The organism is Cupriavidus sp. 22TCCZM01-5, assembly GCF_057798915.1.
The window spans coordinates 24,593-47,932 of sequence record NZ_JBYOJR010000029.1; the positions used below are offsets into that span (position 1 = coordinate 24,593).

At 65.3% G+C, this 23,340-nt stretch carries 21 protein-coding genes and 1 tRNA gene; 10 read left to right on the plus strand and 12 right to left on the minus strand.

Annotated features, from left to right (window positions below):
* Positions 1-6 precede the first annotated feature (6 nt).
* The gene (locus AC3FNH_RS23435) at positions 7-600 is read right to left on the minus strand and encodes a DUF177 domain-containing protein (protein WP_488721734.1); all 594 of its coding nucleotides are present in this window, start codon (positions 598-600) and stop codon (positions 7-9) included.
* A gap of 169 nt (positions 601-769) precedes the next feature.
* Between AC3FNH_RS23435 and AC3FNH_RS23440 the strand changes: the two genes are divergently transcribed.
* Together AC3FNH_RS23440 and AC3FNH_RS23445 are read left to right on the plus strand one after the other, a co-directional pair.
* Entirely contained in the window at positions 770-1,369 is a 600-nt protein-coding gene (locus tag AC3FNH_RS23440) for a Maf-like protein (RefSeq protein WP_488721735.1), read from the plus strand.
* A gap of 14 nt (positions 1,370-1,383) precedes the next feature.
* On the plus strand, positions 1,384-2,115 hold the full coding sequence (locus tag AC3FNH_RS23445) for an SAM-dependent methyltransferase (protein WP_276100669.1): 732 nt from the start codon (positions 1,384-1,386) through the stop codon (positions 2,113-2,115).
* Positions 2,116-2,212: 97 nt separating this feature from the next.
* Here the strand turns inward: AC3FNH_RS23445 and AC3FNH_RS23450 are convergent, their stop codons facing one another.
* From AC3FNH_RS23450 to AC3FNH_RS23465, 4 genes are all read right to left on the minus strand, one after another.
* On the minus strand, positions 2,213-3,397 hold the full coding sequence (locus AC3FNH_RS23450; protein ID WP_488721736.1) for a S49 family peptidase: 1,185 nt from the start codon (positions 3,395-3,397) through the stop codon (positions 2,213-2,215).
* Positions 3,398-3,461: 64 nt separating this feature from the next.
* Positions 3,462-3,863 carry a Rieske (2Fe-2S) protein gene (locus AC3FNH_RS23455; protein WP_488721737.1) on the minus strand — a complete coding sequence of 134 codons (402 nt, stop codon included), beginning with the start codon at positions 3,861-3,863 and terminating at the stop codon, positions 3,462-3,464.
* Positions 3,856-4,515 carry an HAD-IA family hydrolase gene (locus AC3FNH_RS23460; RefSeq protein WP_488721738.1) on the minus strand — a complete coding sequence of 220 codons (660 nt, stop codon included), beginning with the start codon at positions 4,513-4,515 and terminating at the stop codon, positions 3,856-3,858. Before AC3FNH_RS23460 ends, AC3FNH_RS23455 begins: the two co-directional genes overlap by 8 nt.
* Entirely contained in the window at positions 4,496-5,557 is a 1,062-nt protein-coding gene (locus tag AC3FNH_RS23465; protein ID WP_276099910.1) for an RluA family pseudouridine synthase, read from the minus strand. Before AC3FNH_RS23465 ends, AC3FNH_RS23460 begins: the two co-directional genes overlap by 20 nt.
* Positions 5,558-6,329: 772 nt before the next feature.
* Here AC3FNH_RS23465 and AC3FNH_RS23470 point away from each other — a divergent pair.
* The 5 genes from AC3FNH_RS23470 to AC3FNH_RS23490 all read left to right on the plus strand — a co-directional run bounded on the left by AC3FNH_RS23470 (position 6,330) and on the right by AC3FNH_RS23490 (position 13,114).
* On the plus strand, positions 6,330-9,440 hold the full coding sequence (locus AC3FNH_RS23470; protein ID WP_488721739.1) for an Rne/Rng family ribonuclease: 3,111 nt from the start codon (positions 6,330-6,332) through the stop codon (positions 9,438-9,440).
* A 165-nt stretch (positions 9,441-9,605) separates the two neighbouring features.
* Positions 9,606-10,730 (plus strand): GTP 3',8-cyclase MoaA, encoded by a 1,125-nt coding sequence (moaA, locus tag AC3FNH_RS23475; RefSeq protein WP_276099908.1) that lies wholly within the window; start codon positions 9,606-9,608, stop codon positions 10,728-10,730.
* Between the two features lie 25 nt (positions 10,731-10,755).
* On the plus strand, positions 10,756-11,355 hold the full coding sequence (gene mobA, locus AC3FNH_RS23480; protein WP_488721740.1) for a molybdenum cofactor guanylyltransferase MobA: 600 nt from the start codon (positions 10,756-10,758) through the stop codon (positions 11,353-11,355).
* Between the two features lie 15 nt (positions 11,356-11,370).
* On the plus strand, positions 11,371-12,657 hold the full coding sequence (gene moeA / locus AC3FNH_RS23485) for a molybdopterin molybdotransferase MoeA (RefSeq protein ID WP_488721741.1): 1,287 nt from the start codon (positions 11,371-11,373) through the stop codon (positions 12,655-12,657).
* 175 nt (positions 12,658-12,832) lie between these two features.
* Positions 12,833-13,114 carry a hypothetical protein gene (locus tag AC3FNH_RS23490; protein ID WP_276099905.1) on the plus strand — a complete coding sequence of 94 codons (282 nt, stop codon included), beginning with the start codon at positions 12,833-12,835 and terminating at the stop codon, positions 13,112-13,114.
* A 36-nt stretch (positions 13,115-13,150) separates the two neighbouring features.
* On the opposite strand, the gene AC3FNH_RS23495 is transcribed toward AC3FNH_RS23490, so the two are convergent.
* From AC3FNH_RS23495 to AC3FNH_RS23520, 6 genes are all read right to left on the minus strand, one after another.
* Entirely contained in the window at positions 13,151-14,635 is a 1,485-nt protein-coding gene (locus AC3FNH_RS23495; RefSeq protein WP_488721742.1) for a DNA recombination protein RmuC, read from the minus strand.
* Between the two features lie 10 nt (positions 14,636-14,645).
* Positions 14,646-15,641, minus strand: coding sequence for a 2-hydroxyacid dehydrogenase (locus tag AC3FNH_RS23500; RefSeq protein WP_276099903.1), 996 nt, complete (start codon positions 15,639-15,641; stop codon positions 14,646-14,648).
* A gap of 4 nt (positions 15,642-15,645) precedes the next feature.
* On the minus strand, positions 15,646-17,070 hold the full coding sequence (locus AC3FNH_RS23505; protein ID WP_488721743.1) for a sodium:proton antiporter: 1,425 nt from the start codon (positions 17,068-17,070) through the stop codon (positions 15,646-15,648).
* A gap of 158 nt (positions 17,071-17,228) precedes the next feature.
* Entirely contained in the window at positions 17,229-17,915 is a 687-nt protein-coding gene (locus AC3FNH_RS23510; RefSeq protein ID WP_488721744.1) for a LutC/YkgG family protein, read from the minus strand.
* 89 nt (positions 17,916-18,004) lie between these two features.
* Positions 18,005-19,183: a nicotinate phosphoribosyltransferase gene (gene pncB, locus AC3FNH_RS23515; RefSeq protein ID WP_276099900.1), complete on the minus strand. Its 1,179-nt coding sequence runs from the start codon at positions 19,181-19,183 to the stop codon at positions 18,005-18,007.
* Between the two features lie 80 nt (positions 19,184-19,263).
* The gene (locus AC3FNH_RS23520; protein ID WP_488721745.1) at positions 19,264-19,824 is read right to left on the minus strand and encodes a hypothetical protein; all 561 of its coding nucleotides are present in this window, start codon (positions 19,822-19,824) and stop codon (positions 19,264-19,266) included.
* Between the two features lie 326 nt (positions 19,825-20,150).
* Here AC3FNH_RS23520 and fdxA point away from each other — a divergent pair, with 326 nt between their 5' ends.
* From fdxA to AC3FNH_RS23535, 3 genes are all read left to right on the plus strand, one after another.
* Positions 20,151-20,474: a ferredoxin FdxA gene (gene fdxA / locus AC3FNH_RS23525; protein ID WP_010814656.1), complete on the plus strand. Its 324-nt coding sequence runs from the start codon at positions 20,151-20,153 to the stop codon at positions 20,472-20,474.
* Between the two features lie 74 nt (positions 20,475-20,548).
* Positions 20,549-21,655 (plus strand): NAD(P)/FAD-dependent oxidoreductase, encoded by a 1,107-nt coding sequence (locus AC3FNH_RS23530; RefSeq protein WP_276099898.1) that lies wholly within the window; start codon positions 20,549-20,551, stop codon positions 21,653-21,655.
* A 635-nt stretch (positions 21,656-22,290) separates the two neighbouring features.
* Positions 22,291-22,366 (plus strand) — tRNA-Asn (locus tag AC3FNH_RS23535).
* A 158-nt stretch (positions 22,367-22,524) separates the two neighbouring features.
* On the opposite strand, the gene AC3FNH_RS23540 is transcribed toward AC3FNH_RS23535, so the two are convergent.
* The gene (locus AC3FNH_RS23540; protein WP_488721746.1) at positions 22,525-23,313 is read right to left on the minus strand and encodes a TorF family putative porin; all 789 of its coding nucleotides are present in this window, start codon (positions 23,311-23,313) and stop codon (positions 22,525-22,527) included.
* Positions 23,314-23,340: the final 27 nt, after the last annotated feature.

The window sequence follows — 23,340 nt, forward strand, 5'->3', positions numbered from 1 at the left end:
GCGGCATCAATGCTTGGTCTTCAGGCCGGCCAGCGCCGCAAAGGGCGACGGCCGCTTTTCCTCTTCTTCCGGTGCAGCCTCAGGCTCCACCTCGCCGTCGGCGCCAGTCACGAGACTCTCGTGCACTACCGGACAGACGGCATGCTTGGGGGCCGCAGGCAGCGCCAGCAACACCTCATCTTCAATCAGTTCAAGCAACGAAAAGCGCTTGGAGCCGACAATCGCGTCAAGCTCATCATCGTCCATCGGCGCGCTGTCGGCCGCCACATCGCTGGCGAACACCTCAAAGCGCATGCACGTAGCGACGGGTTCCGCATAGACCTCCAGGCAACGCTGGCAGTTCAGCCAGACGTGGCCATTCACGGCAAGGTCCAGGAACAGGCGCTGCGCCACCGGCGCACCGGGCTCGGAAGCCTCTTCGCGCGCAAACCCGGTAGCCGTATAGGCGAAAACCTCACCTGCCGCCGAAGCTGGCGCTTGCGCGGCCATCTCGGCTAAGATGCGCGGCAAATCCCGCACCGCCACCTCGCCAGCCGCGCTACCGCCCTTGCGGCAGAAAGCAAAGAGATCTAGCTCGCGCAGGTCGATCGACTGGGTCATATGGCTGCTCATGCTTGGCTCGCCACATCCTGGACCAACTCGCCCCTCGGGCGGCATGGCAAGCCATGCTCGGATGCAGCGAAACGCGGGATTATAAGATGAAAATTGCTCCCTGGTCAAAGACCTTGAGTGCGTTACCCCTTGAATTCCTGTTCCGCTTCAATCACTTATGCACTCACAACCGCTTCCCAGACTGATCCTGGGCTCCAGTTCGCCCTATCGTCGCGAGTTGCTGGAGCGGCTGCGCCTGCCTTTCGAGGTGGCGGTACCCGACATCGACGAAACCGCGCTGGACAGCGAAACGCCGGAGGCTACCGCTCTGCGCCTGTCGCTCAACAAGGCCCAGGCCATCGCGCAACGCCAGCCCGGAGCCCTGATCATCGGTTCGGACCAGGTGCTGACACTCGACGGCCGACAGATGGGCAAGCCCGGTTCCCACGACAAGGCGCGGGAGCAACTGCGCCTGATGCGGGGCCGTACCGCCACTTTCCACTCCGCGCTCTGCCTGCTCGATGGACGCACCGGCCAGTCGCAGCTTGCCGATGTGCAGACGCGCGTCACCATGCGCGACCTCAGCGACGCCGAGATCGATGCCTACCTGCACCTGGAAAAGCCGTACGATGTCGCCGGCAGCGCCAAGTCGGAAGGCCTGGGCATCGCGCTGCTGTCGCGGGTTGAGTCCGATGACCCCACCGCGCTGGTCGGCCTGCCGCTGATCGCGCTCACGACGATGCTGCGCCAGGCCGGTTACCCATTCTTTGCCGCATGAGCGGCACCTACACGATGAGCGGCACCCTTTACCTGATCCCCAATACACTCGGCAAGCGCGACGACGCCGATCCGCTGCCCGACGTCATCCCGGCGGGCGTCCAGCAGGTCGCCGCGCGGCTGGACTACCTGGTGGCCGAAAACGCCAAGACCGCACGCGCCTTCCTCAAGAAGCTGGGCGAAACATGCCCGCTGGCGCGGCCGATCCAGCAGATCGAAATTCGTGAACTGAACGTGAACACCCGCGCCGATGCGCTGGCTGAACTGCTCGCGCCGCTGGCCGGCGGCCGTGACGGCGGGCTGCTGTCCGAAGCCGGCGTGCCCGCCGTTGCAGACCCGGGAGCCGAACTGGTGCGGCTGGCCCATGCACGCGGCATCCGCGTACGCCCGCTGGTCGGCCCCAGCTCGATCCTGCTCGCCGTGATGGGCTCCGGGCTGAACGGCCAGAGCTTCGCCTTCAACGGCTATCTGCCGGTGGACCCCGACGAGCGCGCGAAGCGGCTGCGCGAACTGGAACAGCACTCGCGCAAGTTCCGCCAGACCCAGGTCTGGATTGAAACGCCTTATCGCAACGGCGCCCTGCTCGACGCGCTGCGCCAGCACTGTGCCGGCGCCACACTGCTGTCCGTGGCAGTGGATCTCACACTGCCGACCGAGACTATCGTCACGCTGCCGCTTGCGCAGTGGCGGCCGGACCGGCTGGACCTGCACAAGCGCCCCGCCATCTTTTCCTTGCTCGCCGGCTGAAACGGCGCAAAAACGGGAAGGACCTTGATGGAACGGGCCCGCAGGTTCCTGGCGGGCTCCAGCGCTTGGCGGATACCGGCCGTCCGCGAGTACGCGCTTACCGCATACCCTGCAGACCGGTGCTCCAGAGCATCGTCTTCATCGCTGCCGTGCCCACCGCGGCGCCGAAGCGCTTGGCCACACGTTCGGCGATGTTCTCCTTGACGGTATAGTCCACGATGTCCTCGGCCTTGAACAGGTCGCGCGCCACGTAGTCGGCACCCCCGAGACCATCGGCAAGGCCCAGTTCGACGCTGCGCTCACCCGACCAGAACAGGCCAGAGAACAGCTCCGGATCATCCTTGAGGCGATCGCCGCGCCCTTCCTTCACGACGTCGATGAACTGCTGGTGGATCTCCTTGAGCATGGTTTCCGCATAGGCTTTCTGCCTGGGCACCTGCGGCGAGAACGGATCCAGCATGCCCTTGTTGGCACCTGCCGTGTACAGGCGGCGCTCCACACCCAGCTTGTCCATCAGCCCCGTGAAGCCGAATCCATCCATCAGCACACCGATCGAGCCGACAATACTGGCCTTGTCGACGTAGATCTTGTCCGCGGCGGCGGCCACGTAGTAGCCGCCAGACGCGCAGATTTCCTCGACGACCACGTAGAACGGCTTGGACGGGTACAGCGTACGCAGACGATGGATCTCGTCATTGATGATGCCCGCCTGGACCGGCGAGCCGCCGGGCGAGTTGATCTTGAGGATCACACCGGCTGCATTGCTGTCGGCAAAGGCCGCCTGCAGCGATGCGTTGATCGATTCCGCACTGGCTGGCGTCCCGGCAGCGATCTCGCCCTCGAGGGAGACCATGGCCGTGTGCTTGCCGGTGCCGATGGCACTCTCGCCCTTGAAATCAAACACGGCAAGGAAGATCACCAGCAGGACCGCCAGCCCGGCAAACCGGAAGAAGATGCGCCAGCGGCGGGCGGCACGCTGTTCGCGCAATGTCGCCATCAGCACTTTTTCGAGCACATCGCGCTCCCAGCCAGCACCTCCGCCGACCGGCCCGCTGCCCTTGCCGCCCTCTATGCGCGCCTTGCGCTCGCCGGCCTCGCGGCGTGCCGCATCATCGGAGGCACGCAGTTCGCGCTCGAGCGGATAGTCCGCCTTCTGCGCGGTCTCGAGGCGTTCCGCCTCGCCCGTACCGCTCGCCGGACCTGGCGCTGCGGCAGGGCCGGCACCCCCTTGTTCATCCGGCTGACCCGATTCGCCCAAAGGCGGCTTTTGCTGTTCTGTCATGCAAGTGGCTCGTGGAAAGGCTCTTGGAAGGGGCGGATGTCAGGCAATGATCAAGGTGACCCGCTTACGCATTATCCGCCGGCTCCGCCAGGCGGTATGGCGCGTCCGGCACCCAGAATACCTTGCCGTCGCGCTCTTCGATACGCAGCTTGGCCAGGGAGGCGCCCCGGCACGGGCCGCCGACGCACAGGCCGCTGTCGGGCTCGTACATCGCCCCATGTGTCGCGCAGATCAAGTATAGGCCCGAGGACTCAAAAAACTGTCCCTCCTGCCAGTCCAGCTCCATGGGCACGTGGGCGCACTGGTTCAGGTAGCCGTGCACCGCGCCATCAAAGCGCACCGCAAAGGCTGCCAACCGGCGCGCATTGAACTCGACGGTGAAACGCACGCCGGCACCGCCGTCGACCAATGCCTCTGCGGAGCACAGGAACTGCGCAGCGATGCCGTCAATCATGGCCTCAGGCATTGGCCAGCAGCCATTCCGTCAGGTCGCCGATCGAACCCGCGCAGTGGACGGGAGCCATGGCACGCAGCGAATCCCCGGGATGCGCCCCGTACGACACACCAATGCCGTAGGCGCCGGCATTGGCAGCCATCTGCAAGTCGTGCGTGGTATCGCCGATCATGACCGTGCGACCCATGTCCTGACCCAGTTCACGGGTCAGTTCCTGCAACATTGCCGGATGCGGCTTGGAAAAGCTCTCGTCCGCGCAGCGCGTGGCGTCGAATCGCTGCGTCAGGCCGCTGGTGGCCAGCGCACGCTGCAGGCCGACGCGAGTCTTGCCGGTCGCCACGCCGAGGAAATAGTGCTCCCCGTGCAGCGCCTCGAGCATCTCGCGCACACCATCGAACAGCACCAGCTCGGCGTCTCGCGTGAGGAAGTGGAAGCGGTAGCGCTCGGCCAGGCGGGGATAATCGGCCGGATCCAGGGTCGGGACAGCATAGGACAGGGCATCTTTCAGGCCCAGGCCGATGACATGGCTGGCAGCGCTGTCGTCCGGTACCGGCAGCCCCAGATCCCGGCTGGCCAGCTGGATGCACTTGGCGATGGTCGGGGTGGAATCCATCAGGGTTCCGTCCCAGTCGAACACGATCAGGTCAAATCGTTGCCTGGCCATTGGTTTCCTTGTTGGCGTGACGGCCGCCCGACTCCGGGGCGTCCTGGTTTTTCTGGCTGCGCAATTGTTGCAGGAATCCGGTGCAATCGTCCGGCAGCGGCGCCACCACCACAAGGGGCTCGCCCGTCGCCGGATGGACAAACGTCAGCTTGTGCGCGTGCAGGAACATGCGCTTGATGCCCGGCCGCGCGCCCGCCCGGGCCAACTGCTTGTTGAGCGTAAAGTCTCCGTACTTCTCGTCGCCGACGATGGGAAAGCCGGAATGCGCCAGGTGCACGCGAATCTGGTGCGTGCGCCCGGTCTTCAGTTCGGCCTCCAGCAGCGTGAAGCCGGGGAATGCCTCGACCCGGCTGAATACCGTGTGCGACGCCAGGCCGTCCGCCTGCACGCGCACGCGACGCTCGCCGTCCGGCGTGCTGTATTTATATAGTGGCAACCGGACATGCTGGCGGTTATTGGGGAACGCCCCGGCCACGCAAGCGAAGTAGCGCTTGTCCATGCTGTTGCCGCGGATCTGCTCGTGCAGGTCGACCAGCGCCGAACGCTTCTTGGCCAGCACCAGGATGCCGGAGGTCTCGCGGTCCAGGCGATGGACCAGCTCCAGGAACTTGGCCTGCGGCCGCGCCTTGCGAAGTTGCTCGATCACGCCGAAGGCCACGCCGGATCCACCATGTACGGCCACGCCCGCCGGCTTGTTGATGACAAGCAGGTGCGCGTCCTCGAACAGCACCGGGAAATCGGCCGCCGGGACGGGCTGCCGGCCGGCCGCCTGTGAAGATTCCGCCACCCGCATCGGTGGAATGCGTACCACGTCGCCAATCTGCAGGCGATAAGTGGCGTCGACGCGCCCTTTATTGACACGCACCTCGCCAGAGCGCAGCACCCGGTAGAGATGGCTCTTCGGCACCCCCTTGGAAATCTTCAGCAGGAAGTTGTCGATGCGCTGCCCTTCGGCGCCTTCGTCGATCGTGACATACGCCACCTGGGGACTCGCCGGCGCAGACTTTGCCCCTGTTTCAATTTGATGGCGTAACTCATTCATTTTCAATATAATTTCCTCGCTGTTTCGGCCAATGACCGGCAGCACAAGGCCTGTGTAAGCGATTTATCGCATTTTACACTTGGGGTTGCCGTCAGCCCTTCCGTCTCCCGCTTATTCGCGTAACCCGCAGGCGCCAGACGGGCAAATGGCGGCAAAGCAGCACGCGCGCAATTGCCGGCGCGCAGGAAGTCGCCCATAGGTGGCTTCGGCAAGGCCGGCAATTTCGTGGGAACAAAGTGTTCAGGTAATACAGAATTTGAAGGCGGATGCCAGGTGGCATCCGCTTCGGTGAGAGAAAGTCCCGCCGCACCAGGAAACGGTGCCGGCCGGCAGGCGAGCCTGCCACCTGACTAGAAATACCGGCGCCCGGTCGCAGAACTCCAAGAAGTAGTAGGTGCGCCCGCCAGGAGATGTCAGGTAGCAATGGATCGCCGTGCCGCGTCCGAAAAACTTGCTCTTTGACGCGTCTAGGCCTTCCGTGGCCGGCCGCGATGCCGCCGGCGCCCATTGCGCCGGCCCCGCATCGCCACCGGCATCCGGGAACACGCCGGATTTCTGCGACAAGAGCAGCAGCCGGTGTTCTCTCCCGCCATGCGGACGTCCTCGCAGGCGTCGTCGCCTTTCTTTCACCCGCGCCCAGCCGGTTGCGTCTTGACGCAATCTGGCGCTTTTCGGCAATTCTCGCGCCTCGCTTCGCTCCCTTGCGTGCTTCATCGATCGCCGCGGACATCGCTTGACGGTGCCATCCGCGACACTGGAGTGAGGTATTGCGATGAAACGCATGCTGTTCAACGCGACGCAACAGGAGGAGTTGCGCGTCGCCATCGTCGACGGTCAGAAACTGATCGATATCGACATCGAAACCGCCGGGCGCGAACAGCGCAAGGGCAACATCTACAAGGGTGTCATCACCCGCATCGAACCCTCGCTGGAAGCCTGCTTCGTCAATTACGGCGAGGAACGCCACGGCTTCCTGCCCTTCAAGGAAGTCGCCCGCGCCTTCTTCAAGGAAGGCATCGACGTGCGCAATGCGCGCATCCAGGATGCCCTGCATGAAGGCCAGGAACTGATCGTCCAGGTCGAGAAGGAAGAGCGCGGCAACAAGGGCGCGGCCCTGACCACGTTCATCTCGCTGGCCGGCCGCTACCTGGTACTGATGCCGAACAACCCGCGCGGCGGCGGCGTGTCGCGCCGTATCGAAGGCGAAGACCGCCAGGAACTGCGCGAAACCATGGCGCAGCTGACCGTGCCCGATGGCATGAGCATCATCGCCCGTACCGCCGGCATCGGCCGCTCGGCCGAGGAACTGCAGTGGGACCTGAACTACCTGCTGCAACTGTGGAAGGCCATCGACGGCGCCGCCGGCGACAACAAGGCCCCGCTGCTGATCTACCTGGAATCGAGCCTGGTCATCCGCGCGATCCGCGATTACTTCCAGCCGGATATCGGCGAGATTCTGATCGATACCGACGAGATCTACGAACAGGCCCGCGCCTTCATGAGCGTGGTGATGCCTGACAACATGAACCGCGTGAAGAAGTACCGGGACGACGTGCCCCTCTTCTCGCGTTTCCAGATCGAGCACCAGATCGAGTCGGCCTATTCCCGCATGGTGATGCTGCCGTCCGGCGGCGCCATCGTGATCGACCACACCGAGGCCCTGGTCTCGGTCGACGTGAACTCGGCCCGTGCCACCAAGGGCGCCGACATCGAGGAAACCGCGCTGCGCACCAACCTTGAGGCTGCCGACGAGATCGCCCGCCAGCTGCGCCTGCGCGACCTGGGCGGCCTGATCGTGATCGACTTCATCGACATGGAGTCGGGCAAGGCCCAGAAAGATGTAGAAACCCGTCTGAAGGATGCGCTGCGCCACGACCGCGCACGCGTGCAGATGGGCAAGATCAGCCGTTTCGGCCTGATGGAGCTGTCGCGCCAGCGCCTGCGTCCGTCCCTGTCCGAGGGCTCGCACATCACCTGCCCGCGCTGCAATGGCACCGGCCATATCCGCGATACCGAATCGTCCGCCCTGCAGGTGCTGCGCATCATCCAGGAAGAGGCGATGAAGGAAAACACCGCCGCCATCCACTGCCAGGTGCCGGTCGAGGTTGCCGCTTTCCTGCTGAACGAGAAGCGCCAGGAAATCAACCTGATCGAGCTGCGCTTCAAGGTCAATGTGCTGCTGATTCCGAACAAGCACCTGGAAACGCCGCACTACAAGCTGGAACGTCTGCGCCACGACGATCCGCGCCTGGAAGAAGGCGTGGCCAGCTACCGCATGGCGGAAGCCGCCGCCAAGGAGCTGGAAGCCGACACCAGCTACAGCAGTCGCAAGAAGGAAGACGCCAAGCCGCGCCAGGAAGCCGCGGTCAAGGGCATTACGCCGGAACAACCGGCACCGGTGTCGGTACCGCGCCCCGAGCGCGCCCCGCGTCCGGAAGCCGCTCCCGCAGCCCCGCCTGTCCCGGCAACCAGGCCGGTGGAAGGTGGCGGCTTCATCGCCTGGCTGAAGGGCCTGTTTGGTGCCCGCCCGGCGGCACCGGTGGTGGTCGAGCCGGCCAAGCCTGTAGCCAGTGAAACGCGCAGCGCCGATGGGCGTCGTGAACGTGGCCAGCGCGGTGAAGGCCGCGGCCAGGGTCAGCGTGGCGAACGCGCCGACCGTGGTGAACGCGGCGAGCGCGGCGAGCGCGGCGAGCGCGGTGAGCGTGGTGAGCGCCAGCGTGGCGAACGCGGTCCGCGCGGCGAACGTGCAGAGCGCCAGACCGGCGAGCGTCCTGAGCAACGCGAGCCTCGCGGCGAACGCCAGGGCCGCCAGCCGCGCCAGGGTGACGCACAAGCCACCCCCGCAGTAGCCCGCCAGGCCGACACCGCTCAAGGCGAACGCACGGAAGGCCGCCAGGAAGGCCGTCGCGACCGCAACCAGGAGCGCCGTGAACGGCAGCGCGAGCGCCAGCGTGAACGCGGCGACACGCGTGAAGCCGAAGCCGGCGAAGCCGCACCGGCAGAAGCTGTTGCCGCGATCCAGGCCGCCGCCAGCCTGCCGCGGGCAGCGCTCGAGGACACGCAAGCCGAGGCATTGCGCGCCGACCTGCCGGAAGGCGCTGAAGCCGCGACCGAAGGTGGAGACGGCGAAGAACGCCGCCGCCGTAACCGTCGCGGCCGCAACCGCTATCGTCGCGAGCGCGACGATTCGGTGCAGGCCTCGCAGGATGACGCCGAAGCCGCCACGGCCTCGGACATCGCCGCCGAGGCGACCGTGGCCGTCGCCGCCGAGGCTGTCTCCGCGCCGGCTCCGGCCGCTGCGGTAGCCGATGTACGTGAAACGGAAGCCGCCGCGCCGGTCGCTGAAGTGCCCGCCCAGGCCGTCGAACCTGTTGCCGCCGTCGTGGCCGAAGCCGCGGCCGAACCGGTTGTGACGCAGGCGCCTGCCCCTGTGGTTGCAGAGGCTCCGGCCATTGAAGCTACGCCGGCGCCCGTGGTCGTCCAGCCGGTGGCCGTGGCCGCCGAGCCCGTACAGGCCCCGCAAGCCGAGCCGGCCGCGCCGGTCGTGCAAGCCGCCATCGCACCCGCGGTGGTTGAAGCGCCGGTGGCGCCCGTAGCCACCGCGGCCGCTGCACCGGCAACACCGGCTCCTGCCGTGGTGACCAGCCCGTCGGCCGCGTCGCCGCTGGCGATGGAAAGCCTGCAACCGATGCTGGCCACGGCCGGCCTGGAATGGGTCAACACGGACAGCGAAAAGCTGCGCGCAGCCCAGGAGGCCGCCGCACGCATCGTGCCCGCTCCGCGTGTGCCGCGTGAGCGCAAGCCGCTGCCGCCGATGCAGCAAGGCCCGATGATCCTGGTCGAAACCGGCGGTCGCGAAGTCGAAATGGCCGCACAGCAGTAAGCGCCACATTTCCTGCCAGCAGGAATCGAAGGGGACGGCTCAGGCCGTCCCCTTTTTTCATGCATGGTCAATCCGGATGCCGGCAGCCGGCCTCGGATAGAATGGCAACAGAATGCGTCCGGTCCCCGAGCCCCGCTCTCCGGACGCATCGCCCACCCACAGGCCATGACCGAAACCGTCATTCCGATCTTCGATCTGCGCGATCATCGCTACCGCTCGATGACGCCCAGCATCCCCGAAACGCTGCTTGAGCCTTCCGGGCTGGTCGCCGATACCCGGGCGCGCCCGCTGCACGACCTGCGCATCTCGGTGACGGACCGCTGCAACTTCCGCTGCGTGTATTGCATGCCGAAGGAAGTCTTCGACAAGGACTACACCTTCCTGCCGCATTCGGAGCTGCTCAGCTTCGAGGAAATCGAGCGTACGGCGCGCCTGTTCGTCAGCCTCGGCGTAGAGAAGATCCGCCTGACCGGCGGCGAGCCGCTGCTGCGCAAGAACATCGAAAAGCTGGTGGAAATGCTGGCGCGCATCGAAACCGCCTCTCGCAAGCCGCTGGACCTGACGCTGACCACCAATGCCTCGCTGCTGGCGCGCAAGGCGCGCTCGCTGCGCGATGCCGGCCTGAGCCGCGTGAGCGTGAGCCTTGACGCCATCGACGACGCCACCTTCCGCCGCATGAACGACGTGGACTTCGCCGTGGCAGACGTGCTGCACGGCATCGAGACCGCCCAGGCCGTGGGGCTTGCGCCGATCAAGGTCAATATGGTGGTCAAGCGCGGCACCAACGATGCCGAGATCGTGCCGATGGCCCGCCACTTCCGCGGCAGCGGCATCATCGTGCGCTATATCGAGTTCATGGATGTCGGCGCCAGCAACCACTGGCAGATGGACGAAGTGCTGCCGTCCGCCGAAGTCGTGCGCCGCATCGACGAGGCCTTTCCGCTGGAGCCGGTACAGGCCAACTACGCCGGCGAAACCGCCGAGCGCTGGCGCTATCGCGACGGCGGCGGCGAGATCGGCGTGATCTCCAGCGTGACCCACGCCTTCTGCGGCGACTGCAGCCGCATCCGGCTGTCGACCGAAGGCCGCCTCTACCTGTGCCTGTTCGCGACCGAGGGTTATGACCTGCGCGCCCTGCTGCGCGGTGGCTACAGCGACCTGCAGGTGTCGAACGCCATCGCGCAGGTATGGCAGGGCCGCACCGACAACTACTCCGAGCAGCGCAGCAACCCCGCGGTGCGGCAGGCTCGCGCCGAACGCAAGATCGAAATGTCATACATCGGCGGATGACACCCCGCCGGACCCAATCCTTCCGATGATTGCACGCGACGACATTACCGGCCTGGTCCTGGCAGGCGGCAGGGGCAGCCGCATGGGCGGCACCGACAAGGGCCTGCAGCCCCTGCACGGCACGCCCATGGCCATGCACACCATGATGCGGCTGACGCCGCAGACCGGCGCGCTGATGATCAATGCCAACCGGAACCTGTCGGCCTACGAATCGTTCGGCGTGCCGGTGGTGACCGATTCGGTGCCCGACTTTGCCGGGCCGCTGGCCGGTATGCTGGCCGGGCTCGAGCAATGCCAAACCGGCTGGATGGTCACCGCGCCCTGCGATTCACCGTTCCTGCCCACCGATCTGGTGCAGCGGCTCGGCGACGCCATCGAGGTTGAAGGCGCCGAACTGGCGATCCCGGTCACGCTCGACGAGAACGGCCGCCGCCAGCTCCAGCCGGTCTTCTGCCTGATGCCGGTCAGCATGCTGGACAGCATGGTCGCCTACCTGAACGGCGGCGGCCGCAAGATCGAAACCTGGGCGACCTCGCACCGGCTCGCGGAAGTCCTGTTCGATGACGCCGGCGCCTTTGCCAATATCAACACCCTCGACGAGCTGCGCACGCACGAAGCCCGCTAACGGCCCGTTCCCACCATGCCATCCCTGCAAACCGTCATTTCCTGTCTCTCCGACTACGACCCCACTGCCCTGCCCGTGGCCCACGCCAACCGCATCATCGGCGAGGTGGTGGAACCGGTGCGCGGCATCGAGCAAGTGCCCATCCGCAGCGCGCTGGATCGCGTGCTGGCCGAGGACATCATCTCGCCGATCGATGTCCCCTCGCACGACAACTCGGCGATGGACGGCTACGCCTTCGCCAGCAGCGCACTGCAGTCGGCTGCGGGGCACCTGGAACTCGAAATCGCAGGGACCGCATTCGCAGGGGGCGGCGCCAGCAGCCAGCCGGGCGCGGGCAAGGCGGTGCGCATCATGACCGGCGCGGTCATGCCAGAGGGCTGCGACACCGTGGTGCCGCAGGAGTTTGTGGAAGCGTCAGCCGACGGCAGCCGCATCCGCTTTGCCGCCGACACGGTACGCGCCGGTGACAACCGCCGCCTGCGTGGCGAAGACCTGGCGCGCGGCCAGGCCGCGCTGTCGGCCGGACGCATCATCCAGCCGGCGGACCTGGGCTTGCTGGCCTCGCTGGGTTTTGCCGAAGTGCGGGTGCGCCGCCGCCTGCGCGTGGCCTTCTTCTCCACCGGCGACGAGCTGCGCTCCATCGGTGAGCCGCTCGATGCCGGCTGCGTCTACGACTCGAACCGCTACACCCTGCACGGTATGCTGCGACGCCTGAACGTCGAGCTGATCGACATGGGCGTGGTGCGCGACGACCCCGCCGCGCTGGAAGCCGCGTTCCGCTCGGCCTGCGAGAACGCCGACGCGGTCATCACCTCGGGCGGCGTCTCGGTAGGCGAAGCGGATTACACCAAGCAGATCATGGCCAGCCTGGGCGACGTCACGTTCTGGAAAATCGCGATGCGTCCCGGGCGGCCCATGGCTTTCGGGCGCATCGCCTCGGGCGGGCGCGACGCGCTGCTGTTCGGCCTGCCGGGCAATCCGGTGGCCGTCATGGTGACCTTCTACCACTTCGTGCGCGCCGCGCTGCACCGTCAAATGGGGGCCAGCGTGCCACCGCTGCCGCTGATGCGCGTACGCAGCGCCCAGGCGATCCGCAAGAAGCCTGGCCGGACCGAATACCAGCGCGGCATCCTGGCGCCGGGCCAGGGCGGCGACTGGGAGGTGCGGGTCACGGGACAGCAAGGCTCGGGCGTGCTTCGCTCGATGAGCGAAGCCAACTGCTTCATCGTGCTGGCCCATGAGCAGGATTCGGTCCGCGCCGGGGACATGGTCGACGTGATGCTGTTCGACGGACTGGTCTGAGCCCCTGCCAACGGGTGGCCCGGGCGGCGCCAATGTGTCGTTTTTGCGCTGCATATTGGCGGCTGGCATGGGCCTGCTGCGTGTGAAATGCACGCCACGCCGCTGTCGGGCTATGCGTCGGTCCGGGCAGTCGCTACACTTGCCGCACGATTTTGAAACATTGCCCTCCCCAGTCATGAATCAGGAGATTGCCTACCTCCACCCGGTCAAGACCGCGCGCGCGCTGGTGCTGGTCTACCTGTGCTTTTCGGTACCGATCGTCTCGCTGGGCCTGTTTGTCGCGTTCGTGCGCTACGGCGACCTGCCCGGCATCACCGTATTCACCGCGCTGATCCTGAACGCGCTGATCGGATTCGGGCTGCTGTGGCTGGCCTGCAAGGCCTATAACTGGGTAGCCGCGCGCTTCGGCGGCATCGAAGTCCACGTGCGCGAACTGGCTCCCGAAGAGCCGAACTGATCCAGTTTCGGGCTGGCGCGCGCTGCGCCGCCAGCTTCAGCCAACCCCGTCTTCCGACACTTCCGGCACTTCCGGCAATTCCGGCACACCAGTGCCCAGCAACTGCCGTGCCGCCTCGCCGGGCAACGCTTCCACCGTTCGCAGCTTGCGCGCCATCTGGCGCGTGCGAACCTCGGCCTGCTCGATATTGCGTGCCGCGCGCTCGAGCGTGTCGCGGGTCTTGGCCAGCACTTCCCCGAATTTCCCGAATTCTGTCTTGACGGCGCCCAGCACCTCCCAGACCTCGCTGGAACGCTTTTCCAGCGCCAGCGTGCGAAAGCCCATCTGCAAGCTGTTGAGCAGTGCCGTCAGCGTGGTCGGCCCGGCCACCGTGACGCGGTAGTTCCGCTGCATCACGTCGGTCAGGCCCGGCCGGCGCAATGCCTCGGCGTAGAGCCCCTCCGTCGGCAGGAACAGGATGGCGAAATCGGTGGTGGCAGGCGGCGACAGGTATTTCTCCGAGATGGTCTGCGCCTCGCGCCGCAACGCCATTTCCAGTTCGCGGCCAAACGCGGCCACGCCGTCGACGTCGCCACGCTCCTGGGCGTCGAGCAGCCGCTCGTATTGCTCCTTGGGGAACTTGGCATCGATCGGCAGCCAAACCGCACCCTGCGCGGCATCCTTGCCTGGCAGGCGGATGGCGAACTCCACGCGCGCGCCCGAATTGCGCACGGTTTCCACGTTCTTGCCGTACTGGTCTGGCGTCAGCATCTGTTCGAGCAGCATCTCGAGCTGCACCTCGCCCCAGGTGCCGCGCGACTTCACATTGGTAAGCACCTTCTTCAGGTCGCCCACGCCCTGCGCCAGCATCTGCATTTCGCCGAGTCCGCGATGCACCTGCTCCAGCCGGTCGGAGACCAGCCGGAACGACTCGCCCAGACGCTGCTCCAGCGTGGCGTGCAGCTTCTCGTCGACGGTGCGGCGCATCTCGTCGAGCTTGGCGGCGTTGTTGGCCTCGATGTCGCGCAGCTTCTGCTCCAGCGTGGCGCGCACCTCGGCCAGCCGGCGCTCGTTGGCCTCCGACATCTGCGCAAGCTGTTGCTGCAGGCCGTCGCCGAAGCGCCGCAATGACACGGCCTGCTCGTCGCGCGCCTGCTGGCCCTGCAGCAGCAGGTTCTGCCTGACATGTTCGAGCTGCTGCGTATTCGATTCGGTCAGCTTGGCCAGTTGCTGGGCAAAGGTGTCGATCTGGTTGTTCTGCAGCGTGGCGATGCTCGTGAGCTGCGACGACAGCGTCTGCTGGAAGCGCAGCATCTGCTGGGCCGACTCCGATCGGCTGCCACGCGCGGCCTCGGCGACCTCGTTGCGCAGTTCGCGCTCGAGCCGCTCCATGCCGCGCAGGTTTTCGTGGCGGGAATCGGCAAGCTGGCGATACAGGTCGCCGGTGGCGGCGGGAGAAGCGTGCTGGCGCAGTACGAGAACCAGCAGCAGGGCGAGCGCCAGCAGCGCAACGCCCAGCGTGAGCAAGGGGATCCAGGTCATGGGAAACGTTTCAGCGGCGGTGCCCCATCACCGCGGGATTGATGACCGACAGCGGATGTCCGGCGCTGGGCCCGGCATCGAGCGCCGCGATCAGGTTGTCGGCGGCCAGCATGGCCATGGCACGGCGCGTTTTCTCCGATGCGCTGGCGATGTGCGGCGTCAGCACCACGTTGGGCACGGTCAGCAGGTCCGGGTGGACATCGGGCTCACCTTCGAACACGTCGAGGCCTGCGGCAAAGATACGGCGTGCCTTGAGCGCCTGCGCCAATGCGGCGTCATCGACGATACCGCCGCGCGCCAGGTTGATCAGCGTGGCCGTGGACTTCATCTGATTCAGTTCGGCGGCACCGATGGCATGGTGGCTATGCGGGCCGTACGGCAACACCAACACCAAATGATCCGACTGCTGCAGTAACTCGGCCTTGCTGACATAGCGCGCATTGAGCGACTGCTCCGTGGACTCCGGCAGCCGGCTGCGGTTGTGGTATAGCACCGTCATGCCAAACCCGGCCGCGCGACGTGCCAGCGCCTGGCCGATGCGGCCCATGCCCAGGATACCCAGCGTGCTGCCGTACACGTCCATGCCGACCATCATGTCATAGCTCCAGCGCTGCCACCTGCCATCGCGCAGGTAATGCTCGGACTCGGTCACGCGGCGCGCGGTCGCCATCAGCAGCGCCCAGCCGAAATCGGCCGTGGTTTCGGTCAGTACGTCGGGCGTGTTGGTCGCAACGATGCCCGCCGCCGTCAGCGCCGGAATGTCGAGGTTGTTATAGCCGACCGCCATATTGCAGACGGCTCGCAGGCCAGGCAGGGCGGCGATCAGGCCAGCATCGATACGGTCCGCGGCATTGGTCAGCACGCCCGCCTTGCCGGCCAGGCGTGACCTGAGCGCGGCGGCGTCGAGCACGGCATCCTGCTGGTTGTCATCGACGTCGAAGTACCGGGAAAGATGTTCAATGACGTCGGGAAAAATGGCGCGGGTGACAAGGACAGACGGCTTCATGGCATCACACATGGAAAAAGAGGAACGTCATCACCAGGAACAGCGGCAACAGGATCGAGACAGACCATAGCATGTAGCCGAAGAAACTGGGCATGCGCAGGCCCCGGTTTTCAGCGATAGCCTTCACCATCAGGTTCGGCGCATTGCCAATGTACGTATTGGCGCCCATGAAGACCGCGCCGGCAGAGATGGCCGCGAGCGTCGACGCGTCACGCGTCATCAGCGTGGCGGCATCTCCGCCTGCTGTATTGAAAAACACCAGGTAGGTCGGGGCATTGTCCAGGAAGGACGAAAGCAGGCCGGTCGCCCAGAAGTACATGCTGTCGACGGGCTGGCCGTTGGCGTCGCTCACAGCCCGGACCACGACCGCGAACGCGCCATCGGTGCCCGCCTTGAGCATCGCGATGACCGGGATGATGGTCAGGAAGATGCCGGCGAAAAGCTTGCCAACCTCCAGGATCGGTTCCCAGCTGAACTCGTTGCCGCTGCGCGCCGAATGCGGCGTCACGAGCAGCGAGACGATGGCCACCGCCACCAGCATCACGTCGCGCACGGCTGCCTGCAATGGCACGTCGGTGCCAAGCACATCGAACGAAATGCCCGGCTTCCACAATCCGCTCATCAGGACCAGCCCCACCACTGCGAGCAACAGGACGAAGTTGATCTTTCCTTCGATGCGGATGCCGCGCGTGTCCGGCGTGGGATCGCCGCGCGCCGGCAGTTCCTCCTCCTTGTTGTAGTAGTAGTGCCGGTCCAGCACGTAGAAGATGGCCAGCAGCGCCACGCAGATGAACAAGGTCTCGGGCAGGATCTTGCGCATGGTCCAGAAGAAGTCCACGCCCTGCAGGAAGCCGAGGAACAGCGGCGGGTCGCCGAGCGGCGTCAGCGCGCCGCCGGCATTGGCCACCAGGAAGATGAAGAACACCACCACGTGGGCCACATGGCGGCGGTTGTCGTTGGCGCGCAGCAGCGGCCGGATCAGCAGCATGGCCGCGCCCGTCGTGCCCATGAAGCTGGCCAGAGCGGTGCCCAGTGCCAGGATGCCGGTATTGAGCCGCGGCGTTCCATGCAGGTTGCCGCGCACGCAGATGCCGCCCGCGACGATGTAGAGGGCTGCGATCAGCGCGATGAACGGAATGTACTCGGCCAGCAACGCATGCACCGCTCCTGCCAGCGCCGCGTGCACGCCAAACGCCGCCGCGAATGGCAGCAGGAACAGCAGGCCCCAGCCCGCCGCGATCTTGCCGTAGTGGTGATGCCAGAAACGCGGCACGAGCAGCGGCAACAGCGCAATCGACAGCAATACGCCGGCGAATGGCAACCCCCACCATGCGGCAAGGGCTGCGCCATCGATGTCGGCGGCGTGGGACAGCGAAGGAAAAACAGCCAGCATGGCCGGCAGCGGCAACAGCATGCGGGCGCGTTGCATCAGACGGACTCTCCTTGGACAGTGTGCGCAGTGGCGGGACGGACAGACCCGCCGCACAGGTATGAGACTCGCAGCAAGGCTCCGTGCCTCGCGCGGTAAGCGTGCCAGTGTAATGCAGGCGCCGCAGCGTCCCGCGCGGCGACGACCGGAACGCGCGGTCAGGCCTGGTCGACCAGGATGACGTGGACGCGGTACGGCCCGTGTGCCCCCAGCACGATGGTCTGCTCGATGTCGCCGGTACGCGACGGGCCGCTGATGATATTGGTCGCGCGCGGCAGTTCGCCGCGTTCGCTGCGCACCAGCGCAAAGGCATCTTCGAGGCTGTCGACGATGCGCGATACCGGCACCACCGCGATATGCGTCTCGGGCAACAGCGCTGCCGACGCGAACGTTTCCGGCCCCGACAGCAGCATCAGCGAACCGGTCTCGGCAATGGCGCAGAAACATCCCGTGATGCCGACCAGGTCGCCGTGCTCGCGGTCGGCCTGCGGATCGCGCACGGGGGGCCGGCACTCGACGGCCATGCCGCAGTCCTGCCAGGGCAGCGCGCCCAATGCATCCCAGGCGACGGCTCGATGCTCGAGATTCAGGCTGTCCAGGTAGCGCACCGCTGCAGCAGGCACATCCGCCAGCCGCGCAACACGATCGACCGTAGACGCCATGCGCTGCGCCTGGGCCATGAAGGCTTCGGTACGGTCCGGCTGGGCGCCCGGACGGGGCCCCTGCGGATGACGCGCAAGGTAGTCGGCCACGGCTTCGCGCTCGCCGCTGGTCACCTTGGGCGAACGCCCCTGCGCGGCGCGGATACGGGCAAAGATGCGGTCACGGGCTTGGTTGGTTTCCATAGGGCCTGGCGTCACGAAAATGCGGGGCAATGCACGCCATTATAGTGGCGCACCCTGCTCCGCTCCCGCCGCGAATACGTTGAAAATTGCTACGCAGGCGCGTGAACCTCGAACACCTGGCGCAGGTAGGCCAGGTAGCCGGCATCGTCGCACATGGTCTTTTCCGGCGTATCCGACAGCTTGGCCACCGGCTGCCCGTTGCAGCGGACCATCTTGATGACGATCTGCAGCGGTGTATAGCCAAGGTCGTTGGTCAGGTTCGTGCCCACGCCAAAGGCCAGCCGGCAGCGGCCGTGAAAGCGTTCATACAGTTCAATGACGCGCGGGATATCGAGGCTGTCGCTGAAGATCAGCGTCTTGCCAAGCGGATCGACGCGGTTGGCCGCATAGTGCGCCAGCATCCGCTCACCCCACAGGAAGGGGTCGCCGGAATCGTGCCGCACGCCGTCGAACAGCTTGCAGAAATACAGGTCGAAATCACGCAGGAACGCGTCGAAGCCGTAGGTATCCGACAGCGCAATGCCCAGGTCACCGCGGTATTCGCGCGCCCAGTTCTCAAGCGCAAAGACCTGCGAGTCGCGCAGGCGCGGGCCCAGCGCCTGGCACGCCTGCACGTATTCATGGGCCATGGTGCCCAGCGGCACCATATTGTGCAGCCGCGCGAAATGTACGTTGCTCGTGCCAGCCAGTTGCGGCCCCAGCGTGTTGCGTATCGCCAGCAAAATCTCTTCCTGCCAGTCACGCGAGAAGCGCCGGCGGGTGCCATAGTCCGCAATCACGCAGTCGCGGTACTCCGGCGCCAGCAGCAGCGCGAGCTTCTGCTCCAGCCGGCGCCGGCCTTCGGCAAAGTCAGGCTTGGGCTGCGTGCGGCGGAAATACACCTCGTTGACGATGGCCAGCAGCGGCACCTCGAACAGGATGGTGTGCAGCCACGGCCCACGGATCGCGATCTCGATCTCGCCGTTGCCCTGTGGCGCGGGCTCGACCGACACGTACCTCTGGTTCAGGTGGAACAGCGCGAGGAAATCGACGAAATCGCTCTTGATGAAGCGCATGCCGCGCAGGTAGGCGAGTTCCTCTTCCGTGAAGCGCAGGCTGCACAACTGCGCCACCTCCGCGCGGATCTCCTCGATATACGGGGTCAGGTCGACGCCGGCGTTGCGGCACTTGAAGCGATACTCGACCTGCGCCTGCGGAAAATGGTGCAGTACCACCTGCATCATCGTGAACTTGTACAGGTCGGTGTCGAGCAGGGATGGGATGATCATAACGGGCCAGACGGCGATGCCGGTTCAGGCACACATGCTAACCGATGTTCGCCCTTGCCGGCGGGCGGGCGAGAGCCCGCTCAGCCACCATCGAGAAAAGGCTGCGGGCGCCGCAGTGCCCGGATGCCCTGCACACACCACAAGGGACGGCCATCGCCGGCCCGGCACGATACGAGCGTGGCGGCCGCGCGCGGCACTTGCACCGGCAACGGGTCGGCAAAGGCGCCATTCTGCGCCATGATGCGCTCGGCGTAGACATCGCGTCCCGCACGCTGGAAGGTCAGCACCTGCACCATCTGGCCGGCTTCGGGCTGCAGTTCCGGGCCGCAAGGCAGCAGCCCGGCACGGCCGCAGCTGGCCATGGCGTCTCCGGCCGGGGCCCGGGTGACGCTGAAGCTCTCCCAATCGAAACCAGTCAGTGCCGCCAGCGTCACAGGCTGGTCGGACCGCGTGCGCCATGCCACCAGGCGGGACACCACGCTGTCGGCCATGGCGGGCTCCGACAGCGTCTGCGCGCTCGCGCCAGCGGGCAGCAGAGCCGCCAGCATGTGCAGTCCGAACAGCCCCAGCAGCCCGGACAGCGCCCGGCGCCGCGCCCGCCTGCCGAAATCCCACGGACCAAAGCGCAGCTGGCACGGCATGGCGATCTCCTCATGATTGGTCGAAGGCGGCGGGTCCTGCGACGGAAAGTGCGTCCGGCACATCGCATCGTGCCATTGCCGGCCCGAATGGCACAGACCTGTTCGCAATCAAATATACATAAAGAAATAAGAAAACTATCTGATCTGGCTATATAGACCCGCTATCCTTGCCAGAAGGCTCAGATACAATATCGGTTTCTGAAAGGCCACGGCCCGCGCTCGCCCCCTGCAGACCGCCATTGGCGGAAATGCTCGTTGCGGCGCAGGCAAACAAGTGTCCGAAACCAGTTTCCCATCAAAAGCCGACCCGTTTTCCTGGAACCGAAATGACTCACGTTGTCACCGAATCCTGCATCCGTTGCCGCTACACAGACTGCGTTGACGTATGTCCGGTGGATTGTTTCCGTGAAGGCCCGAATTTCCTGGCCATTGACCCGGATGAGTGTATCGACTGCGCGGTGTGCGTGGCCGAATGCCCGGTGAACGCCATTTACGCCGAGGAAGACGTTCCGGGCGACCAGCAGCAGTTCATTGACCTGAATGCCGAGCTGGCGCGCAACTGGCCGTCCATCACCAAGACCAAGGCCCCGCTGGCCGAGGCCGAAGAGTGGAAGGACGCGACCGACAAGCTGCAGTACCTGCAGCGCTGAACCGACTAGAAAGCCGTCCCCACGCGCTTTCCGCAATGCCGGGCACGCGATGCCCACAACGTATCAGGACGAATATGGACTTGAGCATTCCCAATCCCGTTGCCGACACGACCAAAGCCGCCGCCAGCAACACCGCCGGCGGCCAGCCGCTGGAAATCGATGCACTGATCGTCGGTGCCGGCCCGGTCGGCCTGTTCCAGGTGTTCGAGCTGGGCCTGCTCGAAATCAAGGCGCACGTCATCGACTCCCTCAAGGTAGTTGGCGGCCAGTGCGTGGAGCTGTATCCGGACAAGCCCATCTACGACATCCCGGCGGTGCCCAGCTGCACTGGCCAGGAACTGACCGACAACCTGCTCAAGCAGATCGAGCCGTTCGAGCCGACCTTCCACCTGGGCCAGGAAGTCTCCGTGGTCGAGCGCCGTGAAGATGGCCGCTTCTTCGTCGAGACCTCGCTCGGAACCCGCTTCATCACCAAGACCATCTTCATCGCTGCGGGCGTGGGCTCGTTCCAGCCGCGCACGCTGAAGGTCGATGGCATCGACAAGTTCGACGGCAAGCAGCTGTTCTATCGCGTCAAGGATCCGAGCCGCTTCCACGGCCGCAACCTGGTGATCGTGGGCGGCGGCGACTCGGCGCTGGACTGGACGCTGGACCTGGTCGGCAAGGCCGAGTCGGTGGTGATGATCCACCGCCGCGATGGCTTCCGCGCGGCTCCGGCCTCGGTCGCCAAGATGAAGGACCTGTGCGAACAGATGGAAATGCAGTTCCTGGTCGGCCAGATTGGCGGCTATGAAGAAAAGGATGGCGTGCTCACCGAGATCAAGGTGACGGGCGCCGACGGCGTGACCCGCCGCCTGCCGGTGGACGACCTGCTGGTGTTCTTCGGCCTGTCGCCCAAGCTCGGCCCGATCGCCGAATGGGGCCTGGACCTCGAGCGCAAGCAGATCAAGGTGGACACCGAGAAGTTCCAGACCAATATCCCTGGCATCTTCGCGGTGGGCGACATCAACACCTACCCCGGCAAGAAGAAGCTGATCCTGTCTGGCTTCCACGAGGCCGCGCTGGCCGCGTTCGGTGCTGCGCCGTATATCTTCCCCGAGAAGAAGATCCACATGCAGTACACCACCACCTCGCCGAAGCTGCACAAGGTGCTCGGCGTGGAGTCGCCGGTGTTCGACTGATCATCGTCCGGACAATAGCGATCGAATGAAAAGCCGCCGGAATGGCGGCTTTTTCTTGGTTCTTCGCCGGACGGCGGGGGATGGGGAAGATGGGGTTGTCGTGCTTGGCGGGCGCTGCTGTTTCGCCGGCGTAGCCGGCGAGTCACTTTTTGTCCGAGCGACAAAAGTCTGAGCACCCAGGCCGCAGGCAAACCGCGCCACAGCAAAGCAGAGAAACCGAACCAGAGAAACCGAACCGTCGGCACTGGCGATGATGATGCCCGTCGCAAACCGACTAGGACGCGCGCGCAGCGCAGCCGTAGGCGTCCCACCACTGACGCTTTTGAAACGCTGTACCCGAGCCCTACATGGGGATCGTACAAGAGCCGGTTATCGCAGGCACTGGTTCTGAATCACTATGCGTAGCAGGTCCGAACGGGCAACCAAGCCTCGCGAGACCAAAGCCGCTTGAACAAGGAGCGTATCTATTCGGCCTCCCTGTTGAACGCCAAGCCCCGGAGCGCCACCAGTCAGTTCGTGCCTGCTACGCAGCCCACGGCAGCCAACCGCTTCGCCAGACTCGCCGGCAGCAATAAAATTGGCGGAGGGTATTGACGAGGAATCGAGAAGCTGGCTATAATTTCTTTCTCTGCTGTTCCCCGATAGCTCAGTCGGTAGAGCGCCGGACTGTTAATCCGTAGGTCCCTGGTTCGAGCCCAGGTCGGGGAGCCATCCGATACAAGACGAAGGCCGATGCGCAAGCATCGGCCTTTTTCTTTTTCTCGCTCCGGCATCTCTTTGCGCGGCAGCGCCCAGGCTTGGCCTGGCGGCCCGGATGTAATGCGGCAATGCCAGGCCCAAGCCTTAAATCCCCATCACGGTGGTACGGCTCAGAACGTCTTGCTGATTGACGCCCAGGCCGTAGCCTTGCCCATGTAGCGTCCCTTTGCGTTGGTGTAGACCGCCTTGTCGGCATTGGTGTCGATGTAGGCCACCGATACTGCGAAACCCTTGCCGAGGTCCTTGGTCAGGCCCAGCTTCCAGTCCGTGTAGGAGGCATCGGTGAACTGCACCTTCTGGTAGCCCACGTGCGCGTTCAACGTCAGGCCCCAGACATTGAGCGGCACGTTCGCCGACAGGTCGGCATACCAGCTGTTCTTGCTGTCGGCAAAGCCGAACAGGTTGGTCGGCGCATAGGAGTACTTCAGGAACACCGGCCCATAGCCGATGCCCGCATACAACTCCGTGGTATAGGGCCGCACATAGCCAGCCGGATAGTCGCCCGGATAGTAGTACTGCAGCACGCCGACGTCGTAGTTCCAGTCACCGCCACCGAAGGTGTTCTTGAACCCGCCATAGAAGTCCATCTCGATCGGCGCCGAGACATCAGGATTGCTGTCACCGAGCCAGCTGATATTCGAGTTCCAGTTGCCCAGGTAGAAGCCCGATTCGTGACTGACGTCGAAGCCGCCCTGGATTGCCGGACGGCGGTTGGTCTGCATCAGGCCGCGGTAGCGGTACTCGGTAGCCAGCGCCACATTCGCGGTGACCGTCCACGCCGATGCGGGCCCGTCCGCTGATTCAGGCGCGGACTGGGCGAGCACCGGACTCGCGCTGAAGAAGGCGAAGGAAGGAATCGCGGCCGCAATCCACGCGGCCGGTTTGCGCAAAGCTGTCATTGTTATCGAGGCGGAGTTGAGGAACTG